Here is a 19,243-nt window from a genome sequence, read left to right on the forward strand (position 1 = left end):
GTTTTTTCAAAGTGTCGAGCACAATTTCCATTGTGATGCTATCTGCTACTTCATACGCCAAAATCTCATTCGTCTCAGCGTCTTTAATCGTTGATAAATAAGCACGTTTACCATTTTTATATGTCAAATATGTGATATCCGTTAAGAGGACTTTACCAGCCACGCCTTGTTTAAATTGGCGTTCGAGCAGATGTGGACACGTACGATGTTCTTGTGTGGCTTTGGCTAGACGACGATAAGGATTTGCTTTACGAATTGGACAGATAATCCCGAACTTCTTCATAATGCGGCGAATTCGCTTCAGATTATAGGTAATACCATATTGATGGTGAAGCGTCATTTTGATTTGACGGGCTCCTTTGTGACGTCGTCGGAATCGATATTAGTTCAAATTTCAGTTCTGGTGCGAGTTTTATTTCTTTTTCAACATCTGCCTTTCGAGTAAATCGATCTTTTTTAATAGTTCGTTTTCCGCTTCTAGTAAACGCATTTTTGCTTCAAGTCGTGCATACTTTTCCTCTATACTTAATTCTCGCTCGATAGGACGTCCTGTACCGTGTTTTCGAGAATCTTCTAAACCGGTGATTCCACGTTTTTTATAAGCTGTTCTCCACCTAGTACCTGCTCTGTGAATACGTGTTATACCAATCGCTTCCACGTCAAATCCCGCTTCTTCAAAAATTTCTCTTGGTAATTTTCCTGTTTCAGATTGTGCAATAAATAAGCGTTTAAACTCATCCGTATACGTAATCGAAATTCCTCACTACCTATTTTAAATAATATGGGAATAGTTAATGATACGCTGTGTTATGTAAATTGTAAAAGTAAGGGATAATTACATAGTCAAAATGACACAAATTATGTATAATATATTATAAGTTAATAGTAATTGATTTGGACGTTATATAGAAAAGGTGATTTCATGACAGACCATTTACAAACGCTAAAATATATAAAATCTGATGTTTTGAGCTTTTGGGTGAGTTCTTATGAAGAACAAACTAGTTTTAATGGGTATTTTTGTTCATTGAAACAGTTTCTAAAGAAGCGCTTGAAAATTGATAATGCTGCTTTTCTTAGTTTTGAAGGTAATTCCTTAATCCCAATAGAAGAGATGGCTTCATTAACAATTGAAACAAAGCTAAATGCTGTGTCATGGCTGATGATCGAAGCTAGTTTTTATCAACAAAAAGTAGTGAAAATTCCTTATATATTGAAAGCAAGACAGGCCTATTCAATGATGACAGATATGGTGCTTTTCCAAGCAGAGGGCAAAAATCCCATTGGTGTATTACTTGTGGAGGCAACAGAGTCTTGGACAGACTTTATGACCTCGGAGTATGGTGAAGAGTGTATAGAAATACTTTCAAAGGTTCTTCAAATGATTAAAGACAATTTAGATGTCAAAATAAATGAAGACCAATATAGAAAACTATATAACATGACTGATTTATTTCATTCAACAATGGATATTGATTTAATTTTAGAAAATGTATTAAAAAATATACGGGATAATTTTCCTGAGTTTAATGTGGAGCTTATTTTATCGAATGATCAAGATCGACACACGACCATCGATATTAAGCTTTTTGATTATTTATCAGAAAGACCTGCTACTATTGAAGCCTTTGTATCAGGAGAGTTAACCACAGAGCTAGCGAGCGATTTAAATTGTCGGTTGTTAAATGCACCGATTAAGGGCAGGCAAGCTATTTATGGCATCTTGCAAGTAAGTGCTCCCACCACTTATCTTTTTTCAACAACCGAAAAAGATTTTGTACGGATGCTGGCACAAGCTTCAGGAAATGCTCTTGAAAATGCAAAATTATATCATCAATCGCATCGCCTCGTAAGTGATTTACAACTCATCAATGAAACTTCGCATCGTTTAAATATGCGAATTGACATTCATGAAATGTTACTTTTCCTACAAAAGCAGTTACTGAAATCCTTTCAGCCAATGGAAGTTTGTTTCGCATTTAAAAAACATGATACATTTGAAATAACAGGTGCAAGTACCTCCCTGTTCCATTCAGAAAATGGTCAAAGTTATATAAAACATGTTGAACAGCACTTTGCTCAAACGAATGATCCACTATTTGTTGCCGATTTCAGCCGTCTAACTCCTAATCAAATTGAGTATCGCTCGATTATGGCGATTCCTATACTTATGGAGGAAAAGATTAATGGTTTCAGTATTGTTTTACATAAAGAGCCATATTTCTTTTCATTCGATAGTTTCAAATTAATGCAATCTTTAATTCACCACTCATCATTAGCCATTGCAAACTCAATTTTACGAACACAGCTACAGGAAATGGTCGATTTGGATCATTTAACGAAACTGTATGCCCGCAGTTACCTCGATCAGTTTGTAGAAAAATCACTTGAATATGATCAATCGGGTATGTTTTTGTTAATTGATATTGATAATTTTAAACGTATTAATGATACGTATGGTCACCAAGTTGGAGATAAAATTCTTGTTCAGATTGCGGTTCAATTAAAAGAGACTATTGGAAGTCGTGGGATATGTGCAAGATGGGGTGGAGAAGAAATGTCTGTCTATGTGCCTAACATCGATGAAAAAGAAGCTTTAGAATTAGCATCAACCATTGTGGAAGTCATCCCAAGTGCCACAGATCCACAAGTAACCATTTCTGCGGGTCTTATAACATGGGATGAGCGAGATCGACCAGCATTCCAATCTGTGTTTTTGCATGCCGATACCGCCTTGTATGAAGCGAAAAATAGCGGGAAAAATCGCTTTTGTACTCACAATGGTTCGTACCAAACGAATTCATAGGTTTGATAAATGTAAATGGTTGTTTAAATAAATTGCCCTGAAATGACAATATAAAACATTTCAGGGCAATTTTTAATATTGTATTATAAATGGTTAAGGAGTGTTTTAACAAATTTTTCTAAGCCATTGCGATCTTCCGCTGAAAATCGATTCACAATAGGACTATCGATATCTAACACACCAAGAATTTCACCTTGCTTCATTAGCGGTATAACAATTTCAGACTGCGATGCAGCATCACAGGCAATATGGCCTGGAAAATTGTGTACATCTTTCACGACAACTGTTTCTCTTGTTGCCACAGCTGTACCACAAACACCACGCCCAATAGGGATTCTAACACAGGCAGGCAGGCCCTGGAATGGTCCTAACACAAGCTCATTTTCCTGTAAAAGATAGAAACCAACCCAGTTAATGTTCGTTAAAAATTGATTTAACAGAGCAGAGGCATTACTTAAATTGGCGATTTGATTGGTTTCGCCAGTTAATAGTGCATCTAATTGTTTTGACAATGTCAGATATTGGTCAGCAATTGATCCTTCGTAATTAATTTGTGTAAACATACTAAGCACCTCGTTTAAAAGTTATTTATATTGGTAATATAACGTTATAGTGTTGATGTAAGTCTTCTACGCTATGTGCATCTGAACCAAATACATATGGTAGTTTAATAGCTTGACTATAATTGATAAGGGCAAATGGTGGATAGGGCTCCTGACAATATTGTTTACTTAAACCAGCACTATTTAAATCTAATTCATAGCCCGCGAATTTCATGCTGTCTAATATTTCTTTGATACGTGGGGTGTCATTGATTTTTTCGTTGTGCGCTAGTTGAAATTTATGAATAAGCGATGGGTGCCCAATCCGTTTTGGTTTGTAAGGACCAAGATCTGCTTTAATCGATTGTAGGACTGTATCATAATATAAATCATAAACCTGTTCAACAGAGCCAACTTTTTTTGAAAAATCAATAAAGCATTCAGAAGAAAAGTCGATACATACAAAGGTATCTTGCCATTTTAAAAAATGAACTGATAAAATAGCGTCATCTAAAAAATGTCCATATGTATCAAGGAATTGACGAGTTTCTTGTTCGTAGCCTTGGATGTAGTCAACTTCTAGTCCGATGCGGATGCGAATATCCTGTGCATACTGTTGTTGCAGATGCTGCAATTCTTCAATGTAAGGCATGAGATCATCGGAATTCATGCCACTATCTTGTTGTGGGGTTGGATCGACAAAACTTTTAGGCAATGGGGCGTGTTCTGTAAATGTTATATCTGTGAAATGTTGAGAAATCGCTTTTTCAATATATTGGTTGAATGAGTCCGTAGTACCATGTGGACAAAAAGGACTATGTATATGCCCATCACGTTTCATAATTTACCACTCCTTTAGCTCTATAGATACGCTATTTAAATATTTCACAATAGCGAAAATACAGTTTTCTGAAAAACACTTAAATTTTAGTACAAAAGGCGAAAACATAGTATATAATAAATACAACTAGCCAATTCGTTTATTGTAGAATAGGAGGCTTACGATGGAGTATATCATCATTCCGATTATCCTACTATTAATTTTAGCCATAGTAGGATTTATGATGCGAAGAAAACATGTTGCAATTATTGCAAAACTTGAAAATGAAAAATTACAAATACAACATAATCCTATAAATGAAGAAATTTCAAAAGTAAAATCTTTAAACATGAACGGTGAAACGGAAGAAATGTTTGAACGATGGCGCAATACTTGGGATGAAGTCATCGACGTACATATGACGAAAATAGATTCTCTTCTATTTGATGCTGAGGATCAAATTAATCGACTTCGTTTTAAAAGGGCAACTTTAATAGAACGTGAAATTGAAGATTACATTGAAAAATGCGACCAAGATAAAAATAAAATTTTAGAAGAACTGAATGAATTAATTGGCAGCGAAGAAAAAAATCGAATTGAAATCGAACAATTAAAAGAATACTATCGCTCTGCGAGAAAAACATTGCTGGCTCATCAGCATTCATTCGGTGTAGCATTACCTGCATTAGAGAAGAAGCTAGAGACATTTGTTCAAAAATTTGAAGAGTTCGATGTACTGACAAATGAAGGTAATTATTTGCAAGCACGAGAAATAGTCATTAGCTTAAATCAAGAATCCCAGCAGACATTCGAATATATTAATGATGTTCCAAGTATTTTAACGGAAATTCAAGTAAAGCTACCAGGTGCGGTTCAGGAATTGCGTAATGGTCAGCGTGAAATGGAAGACCAATCGTACTATTTACAGCATTTAGAATTGACAGAGGCACTTAATAAATATGAAAAAGAATTTGATGCATTAAAACAGGAACTTGCAGAGCTGAATTTAAAAGTTGTGAAACCTCGTGTGACAGAAATAAATGAAGAAATCGATCATTTTTATGATTTACTTGAAAAAGAAGTTATTGCTAAAAATTATGTAGATCAAAATTGTGATCGTTTATTAAGTTCTATCACCAATGTCATTTCTTCAACAAAATTAGTGAATGACGAGGCAACTTATGTACAGCAAAGTTATCATTTAAATGAAAAGGATGCAGAAATTCCAAAAGCTGCTTTAAAACAATTGGAAGCACTGCAACGTCGCTATGATCTATTAGCTATGCGAGTTAGGGAAGAAAAATCGGCTTATTCTAGCTTACAGGAAGAGTTAATCGAAATTAGTGAAGAGCTTGAACGAATTCATGAGGAACAAGGTCATCTATCAAATACAATGAAGAAACTTCGAATAGATGAAAATAAGGCACGCGCTCAAGTCGAAAACTTAAAGAAAATATTACAGGATACTGATCGTTTATTAAACAAGGCAAATATTCCTGGAATTCCTGAGGAGATGGATGCACGTCTTGATGAGGCAGCAGAGCACATCTATGTTGTCATGCAAAGCTTGCAAGAAGTACCGCTTAATATGGGTACTGTTCATAATAATCTAAATGCAGCAACACTTTGTGTAGAGGATGTTAAAGCAAAGGCACATGAGTTAATAGAAAATGTGATGCTCATTGAGCGTATTATTCAGTACGGTAATCGCCACCGTGCGTCAAACCCAAAATTGAATGGACGTTTAAGAGAAGCAGAAGATGCTTTCCACCAATTCCGTTATGCAAAGGCTTTAGAAGAAGCAGGTACTGCAGTGGAAGAAATGGAGCCAGGTGCCTTAAAGCGTATTCAAGAAATGGTTGCCGAAGAATTCACAGCAAAATAATTTAAATAACCTTTTGAGCTGTCTAAAAAGTATAGCGATTACTTTTTAGACAGCTTTCTATTTATTGCTTAGATTAGGATGTGATTCAGTATGAAGCTGGCAATCAAAGAAATGAATGAACAGTTCGCAAGTGAAATTTTACAATGGCAATATGTAGCACCTTACGATTTTTACAATAATGAATTATCAGATGACAATGTACAAGAAATGCTTGATAATCCTTACTTTGCGATCATTAATAATCAGAGTGAATTAATCGGCTATTATTGTACAGGTACGGCAGCACAAGTACCAAAAGGACAAGATGTCGGGGCATACGTAGAATGCTGTGTAGATATTGGAATTGGTATGAAGCCAAATCTAACGGGTCAAGGATTAGGAACGGCATTTTTTTCGTTTATTGTACAAACAGTTCAAGAAGAACATCATCTACCGCTACGTTTAACAGTGGCCCAATTTAATAAGAGAGCAATCCATCTTTATGAAAAATTAGGTTTTGTTAAAGCGATCGAATTTAGTACACCAACAGAGTTTGTCACAATGCTGAAAATGTAGGATATCATTAAAATTGAAAGAATCGTTAAAGTTAGTGGTCAATCGCCAAAGATTGCGTTATGATAAATACCGTTAAATCAACGTTTTGAAAGTGTGTGAAAAGTTATGGTTAATACAATTTATTTTGATAATAGTGCAACAACTAAGCCTTTAAAAGAGGTTATGCAGGCATTTATGGTTGTGAATGAGCAGTATTATGCCAACCCTGCTTCTATCCATGCTATGGGTGTTGAAGCAAATGATTTATTAATGCGTGCGCGTGAGCAAGTAGCAGATATTTTGCAGACAGAGGCAAAAAATGTGCTATTTACTTCAGGTGGTACAGAATCAAATAATGCAGCTATTTTTGGCATAGCACGTAGTAATACGCATATAGGAAAGCATATTTTAACGACTGAAATTGAACATCCATCCGTGTTAGAAACAATGAAGCAACTTGAAAAGGAAGGCTATGATGTTGAGTATCTTCGTGTTGATCAAAATGGAGTGATTTCTCTAGACGAGCTTCGTACTAAAATACGAAAAGACACAATATTAGTTAGCATCATGCATGTGAATAATGAAATGGGTGCGATTCAGCCTATAAAGGAAGCAGCAAAAATGATTCATGATATGAGTCGTGCAGCCTTTCATGTTGATGCTGTGCAAAGCTTTGGGAAATTAACAATATCCTTTAAAGAAGAAGAAGGACCTGATTGTATTTCTATCTCGGGTCATAAAATTCATGGCTTTAAAGGCTCAGGAGTATTAGCATTCCGTAAACCTATAAGATGGCAGCCTTTTGCGCTTGGTGGAGGTCAGGAATTTGGTATGCGCAGTGGTACTGTAGCAGTTCCACAAGCTGTTGCTTTAGCGAAAGCGGCTCGACTGGCTGTTGAAACAATGAACGAACGCGCAAATAATTACCGTCAATGGCACGATGAAATCCGAACTCAACTAGAAAGTTATGGCGAAGCAGTGCATATTTTATCAACCCCACAGGGAGCTGCACATATTGTGTCATTTAGTGTTCGTGATTTAAAAGGGGAAGTTATTATTAATGCTATGCAAAAACGTGGTGTCATTGTCTCAACATCAAGTGCGTGTTCTTCCAAGCAAACGAAAACAAGTCATGTTGTCGAGGCACTTCACCTTGACGAGCATTATAAGAAAGGCGTAATTCGCCTTAGCTTTGGCGCACATAACACAAAAGAAGATATAGAAAACTTTAAACAAGTACTAGCAGAAGTAATGTTGGAACTCAAAGGAGAAAATAAGTAAATGATTTGGAAAGAAATTTTAATACGATATGGTGAGCTTTCTACAAAAGGTCGCAACAAAATGGATTTTATCCGCCGCTTACGTGAAAATATTCGTCATGCCTTTGCAGATTTAGGTCAATTGCATATTCGCACAGAACGCGACCGTATGTTTATTGCCATAGAAGACGAAGCACAAATGCAAAAGCTAATTACAGGCTTACCTAAAATTTTTGGAATTCAATCATTTAGCCCTGTAGCTGCATGTGAAAAAGATATGGACAGTATGAAAAAGCTCGCTATCACGATTATGGAGACATTTAAAGACGAGCAACATACTTTTAAAGTAGAGGTAAAACGTACTGATAAAACATTTCCTTTAGAATCTCACGCCATTCAACGTGAGATCGGAGGCTATGTATTACCGCAATTTCAAAATTTATCTGTCAAAGTGAAGCAGCCTGATATTGAGCTACGCGTAGAAGTTCGCCACGATGCAACTTATATGATGGCACAAGTCATTCCTGGTGCAGGTGGAATGCCTGTAGGATCAAATGGCAAGTCATTATTAATGCTATCTGGCGGTATTGATAGCCCTGTCGCAGGTTATTTAATGATGAAGCGTGGTGTGCGATTAGAGGCAATTCACTTCTTTAGTCCACCTTATACAAGCCAAAATTCACTGGAAAAAGTTAAAGTGCTTGCCAATGAATTAACAAAATTCGGTGCTAGTATTCGTTTACATGTCATTCCTTTTACTGAAATACAAGTTCTTATTAAAGAAAAAGTACCTTCTAACGTATCGATGACGACAACACGCCGAATGATGTTGAAGGTTGCTGATCAGGTGCGTGAGGAAATTGGGGCACTTGCCATTGTAACAGGCGAAAGTCTTGGGCAAGTAGCGAGTCAAACACTTGAAAGTTTAACAGCGATTAATGCTGTAACGAACACACCTATTTTGCGTCCGTTAATTTCATCAGATAAACTCGAAATCATTGATATTGCAGAAAAAATCGGCACATACGAAACATCTATTCAGCCATTTGAAGATTGCTGTACGATTTTTACACCAGCAAGTCCAAAAACAAAACCAAAGCTTGAAAAGGTTGAGCATTATGAAAGCTTCTCTGACTTTGATGAATTGATCGAGCGAGCAGTGAAAAATCGCGAGGTCTATATTTTCCCTAAGAAAGAAGAACAACAACAAGATAAATTTGCAGATCTTCTATAAGGATTTAAAAGCCGTCTCAAAGCCGTTTTGAGACGGCTTTTTTGCATGGATATCGTTATTCCAATGGAGGTACAATTTACCTCTAATTTTTTTGTATTAAAAATCTAATATCGCACATTCTATATTCACAAGGAGGTGAGAAACATGGCTTCAAACAACAACCGTAGTTCAAACCAGCTTGCAGTACCTGGTGTACAACAAGCACTAGATCAAATGAAATACGAAATTGCACAAGAATTTGGTGTTCAATTAGGAGCTGAAGCTTCAGCTCGTGCCAACGGTTCCGTTGGTGGTGAAATCACTAAACGTCTTGTACAAATGGCAGAATCTCAATTAAAAGGTATGCCAAACAACAACCAATAAATGCTGATTAAGCATTTATAAACTTAAAACCAGTGACCGTAAAAGGCACTGGTTTTAGTTTGTTTATTGTTCATTTATTTATACAAGATAAAGATCTAAATGTATTTACTGTATGCTCCACATCTTCGCTTTCACAGATAGCTGAAATTACAGCAACACCATCAGCCCCAGTTTGAAATACAGTTTGTGCATTTGTGCAGTTTATTCCACCAATCGCTACAATCGGTAATTCAGGATAAAGAGAACGAGCCTGCTGTAAAAAAGATGTACCACATGGTGGTTGTGCATCACTTTTAGAGGATGTTGGAAAGATTGGACCGATCCCAACATAATCAGCTTGATGGTTAATAGCTATTTGTAATTCTTCCTCGCAATGGACAGAAACACCAAGAATCATGTTCCCAATTTTTTTACGAGCTTCACCTACAGGCAAATCATCTTGCCCGATATGAACTCCATCAGCTTCCAGTCGTATCGCAAGCTCAATATCGTCATTTACGATAAAGGGTACATTATATTGATGACATAGTTTTTGACATTGGCGTGCAAATTGTTCATAGGCAAGATCAGTTAATGCATGAGGGCCTTTTTCACGAAATTGAAACATTGTAATGCCTGCTTGTAAGGCTTTTTCTAGGATATAGATAGGTTGTTGTTGAGGAGACACGTTGCTGGTACCCATAATAAAATAAAGCTGCAAATCCTCACGTTTCATGAATCATCACCTCACAGGCATCCTTATACTGTTGGTAAGCAAAATGATTAGTGGGTCCATGACCATTTCCAATCGATAAATCATACATAATTGCTAATTGGATAAACTTTTTAGCTTCAATAATAGCTTCTTCCATAGCAAATCCTCGCCCAAGAAAAGCAGTAAGTGCTGCCGAAAATGTACATCCAGTACCGTGCGTATTTTTTGTTTGGATTCGAGGAGACTGCATCGAAAAAGAAGGTCCATTTTTGATAAATACGTAATCAATAGCATAAAGTGGATTTGCTAAATGACCACCTTTAATGATGACACATTGTACACCTAGCTGTAACAAGCTTTGAGCTACGTCTTTTATGTCTTCAAAATGCTGAATAGTTCTCCCTGTAAGTGTCTCTGCTTCGGGTATGTTGGGCGTAACAACCGTAGCAAGTGGTAGTAAAGTTGAGCATAAGGCATTGATAGCTTCTTGCTGTAATAGGCTTTCTCCTCCTTTTGCGATCATCACTGGATCAACAATCAGTGGAATGTTTAGCTCACCGATCATGCGTGCAATGGCTTTGATAATATCTGCCGAATAAAGCATTCCTGTTTTAATCGCAGCTATTGGAAAATCTTCTACTAAGGCTTCAAATTGTTTTTTTATAAAGGAAACGTCAATTGGACAAACACCTGATACACCCAATGTATTTTGTGCAGTTAAAGCAGTAATCACAGAAGTACCAAACACTTCTAATTCCTGAAATGTTTTTAAATCAGCCTGTATACCTGCACCGCCCCCACAATCTGAGCCGGCGATTGTCGTTACAATATGCATGAAGTTGCACCATCCTTTGACAAACGATGTATAGCATTGAGGAAAGCTATTTGAAAATCACCAATGTCTGCAGTAAATGCTGATGCTAGTACACCTGCTTTTTTATAGTAAGTTAGGGTCTCCGTTAATTGTTGGTAAGGGCTATGGCTTACACTATAGGCTGCACCACAAATTGCGCTAAGTAAACAACCTGTACCCGTAACTTCTGTCATTTGTGGATGACCACCAGCGATCCATTGGCTATGCTTGCCATCAGTTATAAAATCACGCTCTCCCGTTACAATAACAATGCATTGATAGCGTTGAGCTAATGATGTGGCTTCTACTTCCATTGCGATAGTGCCTTGCCCACTATCGACGCCTTTTTGTTGCCAATCTACACCAGCTATTGCTGCAAGCTCGCCGAGATTACAGCGAATCACGGCAAATTGTATGTTCTCAAGTAAGTTTCTTACGGTTTCCTTACGATAAGTTGTGGCTCCAACTCCGACAGGATCTAAAATAACAGGAATACCAAGTGCATTGGCTTTTATACCTGCTAATAACATGGCACTTTTTGTGCGATCATTGAGTGTTCCGATATTAATTAATAATGCTTGAGCAATCGCTACCATTTCCTCTACCTCTTGACAGTCATCGGCCATTACTGGTGAAGCACCTATCGCTAATAAACCATTTGCTTGAAAATTTGCCACTACATAATTGGTGATGCAATGGATAAGTGGTTGCTGTTGACGAATTGTTTGAAAAATCATTGTAGTCCTCCTTTTGGGATGGACGTAAGCATGCAAAAAAGGCCCTTTTTGTGTAAAAATGCACGAAAAAGAGCCTTTCATCTGAAAAAACGATGTTATTGCTCCCTACGTCAGTATTAACTAACAGGTTCAAAGGGTCAGGTTTTACCTTCTCAACTCTTACGAGTCCCCCTGCAATCTTGCTTATAGTTGACCAAAATGTACCATACTTTTCATTTGTATTCAATAGCAAGTTTTCCTATGGATAAAATGTGACCGATGCCATATAGGAGAGTATGATAGTTGTCATGACTTTACCGAAATCAAGCACAAACCATTGAAAATGCTGAAAAAAGAGTTTTATAATGTGTCATAGCAAAAGGGAGGCAATTGCCATGAAAAGACAAGATTTAATTGCACCAGAATGGTATAACATAGCAGAGGAAATTGAAAAATATGCTCAGGATGCAACCAAAAATGCTTTAATCATTTATGAAGAAAACCAAGACATCCAATGTATTACATATGCACATTTATTGGAAAAGGCAAATCAAGCAGCACATGTTTTCACCAAGCAAGGCTTAAAGAAAGGTGATGTCATTTTAGTGATGGTCCCACGCTCTGTGGAAGCATATATTGTATATATTGCTGCATTGAAAGCGGGTTTAACCATTATTCCAAGTTCTGAAATGTTAAGAACAAAGGATATTGAGTATCGAATTCATCATGCAAATGCTAAAGCAGTTATTGCATTTGAACCCTATATCGAACAGTTTGATCAAGTGGGAAATTTACAAGGCTTACTGCAATTTGTCATAGGAAATGCGCACAAACCTTGGCAAAACATACTTGAAAAGATGCATAATCAACCTACAACCTACATAAATCCTATCCCAACAAAAAGCACAGACAATGCATTTTTAGCCTATACAAGTGGAACAACAGGAAATCCCAAAGCAGCAGTGCATACGCATAGTTGGGGCTATGCACATTTACGAACAACAGCACCACATTGGATGGGTGTACAAGAAAATGATATTGTTTGGGCAACTGCAGCACCAGGATGGCAAAAATGGATATGGAGTCCGTTTCTAGCTATTTTAGGTAGTGGTGCTACTGCATTTGTCTACAAAGGTAAATTCGATGCAGCTTCTTATCTAGCATTGCTTGAGAAATTCAAAATTAATGTACTATGCTGTACACCAACTGAATATCGTTTTATGGCAGCGCTTGAAAATTTACATGAATATGATCTAAGTGCCATTCGCCAAGCCGTATCAGCTGGTGAGCCATTAAATAGTGAGGTCATTAAAGTATTCTTGGAAACATTCAAATTACAAGTACGAGATGGCTATGGACAAACGGAAAATACATTATTGGTGGGCACAATGGTAGGGATGGAAGCAAGAGTTGGCTCTATGGGGAAACCTACTCCCGGCAACACTGTTGAAATTATTAATGATTTGGGCAAACCCGTTACAATCGGAGAAGTGGGTGATATTGCTGTACATCGTGAAACACCAGCCCTCTTTAAAAAATATTTAAATGATCCTGAACGTACAAATTTACAATTTCGTGGGGATTGGTATATTACAGGAGATCGAGCCTATAAAGATGAAGATGGCTACTTTTGGTTTGATGGTCGAGGAGACGATGTCATTATATCCTCAGGCTATACAATTGGCCCTTTTGAAGTAGAGGATGCTTTAATGAAGCATCCAACCGTAAAAGAGGCTGCTGTCATTGCGAGTCCTGATAAAGTCCGTGGGAATATCGTCAAGGCATTTATCGTTCTACACAATGGTGAAAAAGGTGATGCAGCGCTTATTCAAACACTTCAAAGTCATGTAAAATCACTGACTGCCCCTTATAAATATCCACGTGCTATTGAATTTGTAGAGGAGCTACCCAAAACATCTTCCGGGAAAATTAGACGTGTCGAATTACGACAACAAGAAATTAAAAACCTCCAATCTTAATCATTTCCTAGGAAATAATGTCGAAAATCAAAGTTCATCAATGGTATGGACTTTGATTTTTTAAATTTTTTTAGGTAAGGTAATATGAGGAAATAAACAGCTTAAAGCTTTTTGCATTTAATTATTGCAAAAAAATGAAACAAATAAGCAAGTCATACGTATTACGTGTTGAGGAGGCGGAAAGACATGAATGTAAAAAGGTGGGTTGCTTTAGTAGTGGCAGGTGTTCTCTTACTATTTTCGTTAGGAATTAATACCATTTTTGCGCTATTTAAAGCAGATTTCCTAGGTAATTTTGATAGCTTAATGGCAGGTAATAGCTTAGATGTATATGAAAATGTCATTGAAGGGGAAAATTTTGATAAGCGAATTGCTTATTTAAAGGTAGATGGAACGATTCAAGATATCGGCTCAAGTACATTGTGGCAACCAGTTGCCTATGACCATCAATTTTTCTTAGAACAATTGGATAATATTTTATATGATGAGACCATACAGGGGGTTGTTTTAAGCGTTAATTCACCAGGTGGTGGTGTAAAGGAATCAGCAGATATCTATAAAAAGCTACTAAAAATTAAAGAGGAACGACAAATTCCGATTTATGTATCGATGGATTCTATGGCAGCTTCAGGTGGTTATTATATTTCGGCCCCAGCAGATAAAATATTTGCCCATCGTGATACAATAACAGGTTCTATTGGTGTTATCATGCAATCTATTAACTATCAAGAGCTGGCTGAAAAAGTAGGGGTCAAATTTGAGACGTTTAAATCGGGAGAGCATAAAGATATGTTAAGTCCAATGCGTGAAGTGACAGCAGAGGAACGTGCAATGATGCAAGATATGATTAATGAAACGTACGAAGAATTTGTAGATATTGTAGAACAGGGACGTAATATGTCTGAAGCAGAAGTGAAGAAGGTTGCAGATGGTCGTATTCTTGGCGGTACAAAAGCGCTTGAAGCAGGATTAATTGATGAGATTGGTGATGAAGAAGCGACCATTGCAGCTCTTCGTGAAGATTATGGACTTGAAGATGCGGCTTTATTTGAGTATTCATACGATATGGGCGGCTGGCAATCATATGTTGGTATGAAAATTGGCTCCATGTTTGGTCCATCTGCAGAAGAAAAAATGCTAATGAAAATCATGACGGACTATAGCGCACCGAAAATGATGTATCTTTATGGGGAATACTAAGGGGGGAGCACAATGACAAACAATGAAATTGTTATGCAAGGTTCACCCTCTATGGAAAATGGCTTTCTTATGAATATATCAGGAGAATCAGCAAATGATAAAAACTATGCATTAAAAACTGCTGGTTTTTGGGTACGATTTTGGGCATTTTTATTAGATGGATTCATCATTTCTGCTATAGGTGGAATACTTGTTAATCCAATCTTCTATTTAATGGATTGGTCCCTATCTGATTCTGTTTGGTATGCGCCGATTTCTATTATTACAGCAATCTTCTACTATAGCTACTTTGTGCTGATGACAAAGTTCTTTGGGCAAACACTAGGGAAAATGGTGTTTGGATTACGTGTAATTTCATTAAAGCACGATCAGCTAACTTGGTCAGATGTGTTATTCCGTGATTGGATTGGTCGTATCATCAATAATATTTTTATGCCACTGTATATTTTGGTAGTGATTTTGCCAGAAAATCAAGGTTTACATGATTATTTTGCTGATACAACAGTGGTGCATGAAAAAATCTTTATTGAAAAGGCTTCAACACCGACTACTTTACCAAAACAAGAAGAGCAAATAGAAGCTTTTGTGCAAGAAGAAAAAATAGATCTAGCCAAGCTAGAGGAAAAAAATGAACAATAAACATAAGACTGTCTCCTAATTTGAGACAGTCTTATCTATTTCTAAGTATGTAAGCTATGATAGTTGCAATTAATTCCCTCCATTTAGTAATATTATGTACATATGATGATTAGGAGGCGTTTATATGGCACAAGTAACATTTAAAAATGGTCCAGTGACACTAGTAGGCAATGAAGTAAAGGTGGGCGATCAAGCTCCAGATTTTACGGTATTAGCAAATGACCTATCACCTGTAACATTAAATGATTCAGAAGGAAAAATTCGTTTATTTAGTGTTGTACCATCATTAGATACTGGTGTATGTGATGCGCAAACACGCCGATTCAATGAGGAAGCTGCTAACTTAGGTGATAATGTAGTTATTTATACTGTATCTGTGGATCTTCCATTCGCTCAAAAGCGCTGGTGTGGTGCAGCAGGTATTGATGCAGTCCAAACTGTATCAGATCACCGCGATCTTTCATTTGGTGAGGCATATGGCGTATACATTCAAGAATTACGTCTTCTGACACGTGCAGTATTCGTTGTGGATGCAAACAATAAAGTAACATATGTTGAATATGTACCTGAAGCTACAGATCATCCAAACTATGAAGCGGCCATTGCAGCTGTCAAAGCACTAGCATAATAAGCTGCTTTTAGGCTAAGATAATACTAGACAAAGGGGCTGTGACAAGTGTTTGTCACGGCTCTTTTCTGCGTGAAAGGAAGTTAGAAATGGAAAATATCGAAAAGTTATTTGGTTTGCTAAATGAGCATGCCGAAAAAATCGAAAAAGAACAGAATATAACGTTACTAGAAGGGTTATTAGATGGGTTAGAGGCATGGCTTGATGGCGAAGTTGATTTTTCTCAAAAAGATGCAACAAAAGAGGATATACGTAAAGCTATTCAAATTGCTATTTTAAAAGGAATGCGCAAAGGCTCACAGCCGAATCATCAAATGACTCCTGATACGTTAGGGTTATTAGTGGGCTACTTTGTGGAGCAAATTTTTGCAGAGAGTCTTGAAAATGAAAAGATCTCGATCATGGACCCAGCAGTAGGCACAGGTAATTTATTACTGACGGTTATGAATTTATTAGATGGAAAAGTGGAAGCAACAGGTGTAGAGGTTGATGAGCTACTTATTCGCCTCGCTGCGGCAACTGCTGATTTAATAGAACAGCCTATTTCTTTATACCGTCAAGATGCCTTAGAAGATTTATTGGTCAATCCAGTTGATGCAGTTATTTGTGATTTACCTGTAGGTTATTATCCAAATGAAGAAGTGGCACTCAATTATGAATTATGTCCAGCAGAAGGGATGAGTTATGCCCATCATTTATTCATCGAGCAATCAATGAATTATACAAAAGATGGCGGCTATTTATTTTTCCTTGCACCATCTCATCTTTTTGAGTCAGAGCAGTCTAAGCAATTACACAAGTACATTCAAAAGCATGCGTGGATTCAAGCGATTATTCAATTACCTGACTCTATGTTTGCTAATAAGTCATTAGAGAAGAGCCTGGTGATTTTACAAAAACAATCGAAGGAATTGAAAGCACCTAAAGAAGTTCTATTAGCTAAAGTCCCAAATATGCAGAATAAGCAGGCTCTTGCACTATTCTTTGAAAAAGTGAAGATGTGGAAAGAGGGCAAGTAAGTGCTATTAAGTGCAAGTAAAAAGGTATCCTATACAAGGATACCTTTTTATGTATTACAAAATTAATTTTCTGGTGTACGGATAACTAGTACGTCACATTTAGCTGAACGTACGATAGCCTCAGATACAGAACCGATTAAGAAGCGTTCTACTGCATTTAGACCAGTTGCACCACAAATGATTAAATCTGCGTCTACGATGTTAGAAAGCTCTTTTGTTATGATATTTTTTGGAGAGCCATACTCGATGATAAGATTAACATTCGTTAAACCTTCATCTTCAGCTTGCTTTTTATAACCATTTAATAGTTCTTCAGAAAATGCTTGAGCACGTTCTGCGATGGAGCGGTCATATGCTTCGATAGCAGCAAATGAACGAGTATCGATTACATTTACTAGATTTAATACTGCACCTTCGTTTCGTTTTGCCACATCAATCGATTTACGAAACGCGTATTCAGCTTCTTTTGAACCGTCTACTGCAACAACAATGCTTTTATAATGATTAGCCATTTGAAAAACCTCCCTGATTTGTATATGTTGATTATACCAAATGATTTTCTAAAGGAAATACTTTCCGCAAGAAAAATTATGAAAATGTGAAGGCATTTCATGTAGATATGTGAATTAAATATAAATACTCAATTCCCACTATTTGCAGTGTGTAAACCTCTTTTGCTCATTTGAAACTGCTCATGAATTAGCTTCCTTAACAACTATTTATTCGCCTTTTTAGTTTTTTAATATAGTAATTTATAATGGTTTATAACGTTAGAATATTTGTTATTTTGGAAATCTTATAAATTTTATCTGTATTTGCATTAGTTAAAGCTTTTTTTGCAATTGTTTGGTAATATGGAAGTGCAAGGGGTGCATCAAATTTAGTTACATAAATGATGCTTATTTCTTACGTTATGGAAGGGGATAGGAAACAATGAAGATTGGTATTCCAAAGGAAATTAAAAACAATGAAAACCGTGTAGCAATGACACCAGCAGGAGTTGTCACTTTAACACATGCAGGTCATGAAGTGTACATTGAAACTGGAGCGGGGCTAGGCTCAAGCTTTACGGATGCTGATTACATTGCAGCTGGTGCTCATATTGTTCAAACAGCTAAAGAAGCTTGGTCACAAGAAATGATTATGAAGGTAAAAGAACCTGTAGCTTCTGAGTATGATTACTTCTACGAAGGTCAAATTTTATTCACGTATTTACACTTAGCGCCAGAGGTTGAATTAACTCAGGCACTTTTAAATAAAAAAGTTGTAGGGATTGCCTACGAAACAGTACAATTAGCAAATGGCTCATTACCATTGCTAACACCAATGAGTGAAGTTGCTGGTAAAATGGCTACACAAATTGGTGCACAGTTCTTAGAAAGAAACCATGCTGGTAAAGGTATTTTACTAGGCGGTGTATCAGGTGTACAACGTGGGAAAGTAACAGTAATCGGCGGTGGTATTGCAGGTACAAATGCTGCAAAAATCGCTGTTGGTATGGGTGCGGATGTGACAGTTATTGATTTAAGCCCAGAGCGTTTACGTCAATTGGAAGATATGTTTGGACGTGATGTTCAAACATTAATGTCTAATCCATATAATATTGCAGAATCAGTGAAAGATTCAGATTTAGTTATTGGGGCGGTATTAATCCCAGGCGCAAAAGCACCGAAGCTTGTATCTGAAGAAATGATTCAATCAATGCAAGCCGGCTCTGTTGTAGTCGATATCGCAATTGACCAAGGTGGTATTTTTGCAACATCTGACCGTGTGACAACACATGATGATCCAACATATGTGAAGCATGGCGTTGTACACTATGCAGTTGCAAATATGCCTGGTGCGGTACCACGTACTTCTACAATTGCTTTAACAAATAATACAATTCCATATGCACTTCAAATTGCCAACAAAGGCTACAAACAAGCTTGCCTTGATAATGCAGCACTGAAAAAAGGCGTGAATACATTAGATGGACAACTTGTTTATAAAGCAGTGGCAGATTCACAGGGACTACCATTTGTCAATGTGGATGAGTTAATTCAATAAACTTTGCTAGACATAGGAAAAGG

18 protein-coding genes, 1 pseudogene and 1 riboswitch are annotated in these 19,243 nt (G+C 36.9%); of the genes and pseudogenes, 12 read left to right on the forward strand and 7 right to left on the reverse strand.

The window, feature by feature from the left end; all coding sequences use genetic code 11:
* Window positions 1–751: pseudogene (locus tag V1L66_RS06445) on the reverse strand (IS3 family transposase); the annotation flags it as partial.
* A 171-nt stretch (window positions 752–922) separates the two neighbouring features.
* On the opposite strand from V1L66_RS06445, the gene V1L66_RS06450 reads away from it, so the two are divergent.
* Complete coding sequence (locus V1L66_RS06450) at window positions 923–2,806, forward strand: sensor domain-containing diguanylate cyclase (RefSeq protein ID WP_036078381.1); 1,884 nt, start codon at window positions 923–925, stop codon at window positions 2,804–2,806.
* Between the two features lie 83 nt (window positions 2,807–2,889).
* Here the strand turns inward: V1L66_RS06450 and V1L66_RS06455 are convergent, their stop codons facing one another.
* Both V1L66_RS06455 and hisJ read right to left on the reverse strand, forming a co-directional pair.
* Window positions 2,890–3,369 (reverse strand): GAF domain-containing protein, encoded by a 480-nt coding sequence (locus V1L66_RS06455; protein ID WP_016991576.1) that lies wholly within the window; start codon window positions 3,367–3,369, stop codon window positions 2,890–2,892.
* Between the two features lie 25 nt (window positions 3,370–3,394).
* Entirely contained in the window at window positions 3,395–4,189 is a 795-nt protein-coding gene (gene hisJ / locus V1L66_RS06460; protein ID WP_016991575.1) for a histidinol-phosphatase HisJ, read from the reverse strand.
* A 163-nt stretch (window positions 4,190–4,352) separates the two neighbouring features.
* Here hisJ and ezrA point away from each other — a divergent pair, with 163 nt between their 5' ends.
* From ezrA to V1L66_RS06485, 5 genes are all read left to right on the forward strand, one after another.
* A complete protein-coding gene (gene ezrA / locus V1L66_RS06465; RefSeq protein WP_016991574.1) occupies window positions 4,353–6,053 on the forward strand; it encodes a septation ring formation regulator EzrA in 1,701 nt (566 codons plus the stop codon).
* 90 nt (window positions 6,054–6,143) lie between these two features.
* Entirely contained in the window at window positions 6,144–6,608 is a 465-nt protein-coding gene (locus tag V1L66_RS06470; RefSeq protein ID WP_333005033.1) for a GNAT family N-acetyltransferase, read from the forward strand.
* A 105-nt stretch (window positions 6,609–6,713) separates the two neighbouring features.
* On the forward strand, window positions 6,714–7,868 hold the full coding sequence (locus V1L66_RS06475) for a cysteine desulfurase family protein (protein WP_016991573.1): 1,155 nt from the start codon (window positions 6,714–6,716) through the stop codon (window positions 7,866–7,868).
* Entirely contained in the window at window positions 7,869–9,080 is a 1,212-nt protein-coding gene (gene thiI / locus V1L66_RS06480) for a tRNA uracil 4-sulfurtransferase ThiI (protein ID WP_016991572.1), read from the forward strand.
* Window positions 9,081–9,224: 144 nt separating this feature from the next.
* Window positions 9,225–9,443: an alpha/beta-type small acid-soluble spore protein gene (locus tag V1L66_RS06485; protein ID WP_004226165.1), complete on the forward strand. Its 219-nt coding sequence runs from the start codon at window positions 9,225–9,227 to the stop codon at window positions 9,441–9,443.
* A gap of 70 nt (window positions 9,444–9,513) precedes the next feature.
* On the opposite strand, the gene thiE is transcribed toward V1L66_RS06485, so the two are convergent.
* The 3 genes from thiE to thiM are packed head-to-tail and all read right to left on the reverse strand — an operon-like array spanning window position 9,514 to window position 11,727.
* Window positions 9,514–10,158, reverse strand: coding sequence for a thiamine phosphate synthase (gene thiE / locus V1L66_RS06490; RefSeq protein ID WP_016991571.1), 645 nt, complete (start codon window positions 10,156–10,158; stop codon window positions 9,514–9,516).
* Entirely contained in the window at window positions 10,148–10,972 is an 825-nt protein-coding gene (thiD, locus tag V1L66_RS06495; protein WP_258859361.1) for a bifunctional hydroxymethylpyrimidine kinase/phosphomethylpyrimidine kinase, read from the reverse strand. Before thiD ends, thiE begins: the two co-directional genes overlap by 11 nt.
* On the reverse strand, window positions 10,960–11,727 hold the full coding sequence (gene thiM, locus V1L66_RS06500; protein WP_016991570.1) for a hydroxyethylthiazole kinase: 768 nt from the start codon (window positions 11,725–11,727) through the stop codon (window positions 10,960–10,962). Before thiM ends, thiD begins: the two co-directional genes overlap by 13 nt.
* Before the next feature lie 85 nt (window positions 11,728–11,812).
* Window positions 11,813–11,910: riboswitch (TPP riboswitch) on the reverse strand.
* A 191-nt stretch (window positions 11,911–12,101) separates the two neighbouring features.
* On the opposite strand from thiM, the gene mbcS reads away from it, so the two are divergent.
* The 5 genes from mbcS (at window position 12,102) to V1L66_RS06525 (ending at window position 17,171) form a co-directional block, all read left to right on the forward strand.
* A complete protein-coding gene (mbcS, locus tag V1L66_RS06505) occupies window positions 12,102–13,685 on the forward strand; it encodes an acyl-CoA synthetase MbcS (protein ID WP_016991569.1) in 1,584 nt (527 codons plus the stop codon).
* A gap of 186 nt (window positions 13,686–13,871) precedes the next feature.
* Window positions 13,872–14,885: a signal peptide peptidase SppA gene (gene sppA, locus V1L66_RS06510; RefSeq protein ID WP_016991568.1), complete on the forward strand. Its 1,014-nt coding sequence runs from the start codon at window positions 13,872–13,874 to the stop codon at window positions 14,883–14,885.
* A gap of 12 nt (window positions 14,886–14,897) precedes the next feature.
* Complete coding sequence (locus tag V1L66_RS06515) at window positions 14,898–15,524, forward strand: RDD family protein (protein ID WP_016991567.1); 627 nt, start codon at window positions 14,898–14,900, stop codon at window positions 15,522–15,524.
* 124 nt (window positions 15,525–15,648) lie between these two features.
* Window positions 15,649–16,152, forward strand: a complete 504-nt coding sequence (gene tpx / locus V1L66_RS06520; RefSeq protein WP_004226187.1) for a thiol peroxidase — start codon at window positions 15,649–15,651, stop codon at window positions 16,150–16,152.
* A gap of 89 nt (window positions 16,153–16,241) precedes the next feature.
* Window positions 16,242–17,171, forward strand: a complete 930-nt coding sequence (locus V1L66_RS06525; protein WP_036078357.1) for a class I SAM-dependent methyltransferase — start codon at window positions 16,242–16,244, stop codon at window positions 17,169–17,171.
* Window positions 17,172–17,233: 62 nt separating this feature from the next.
* Here V1L66_RS06525 and V1L66_RS06530 read toward each other — a convergent pair whose 3' ends face one another.
* The gene (locus V1L66_RS06530) at window positions 17,234–17,683 is read right to left on the reverse strand and encodes a universal stress protein (RefSeq protein ID WP_004226191.1); all 450 of its coding nucleotides are present in this window, start codon (window positions 17,681–17,683) and stop codon (window positions 17,234–17,236) included.
* A 421-nt stretch (window positions 17,684–18,104) separates the two neighbouring features.
* Between V1L66_RS06530 and ald the strand changes: the two genes are divergently transcribed.
* Window positions 18,105–19,220, forward strand: coding sequence for an alanine dehydrogenase (gene ald / locus V1L66_RS06535; protein WP_004226195.1), 1,116 nt, complete (start codon window positions 18,105–18,107; stop codon window positions 19,218–19,220).
* Window positions 19,221–19,243 lie beyond the last annotated feature (23 nt).

Source organism: Lysinibacillus sp. IITD104, assembly GCF_036698265.2.
Classification (GTDB): domain Bacteria; phylum Bacillota; class Bacilli; order Bacillales_A; family Planococcaceae; genus Lysinibacillus; species Lysinibacillus boronitolerans.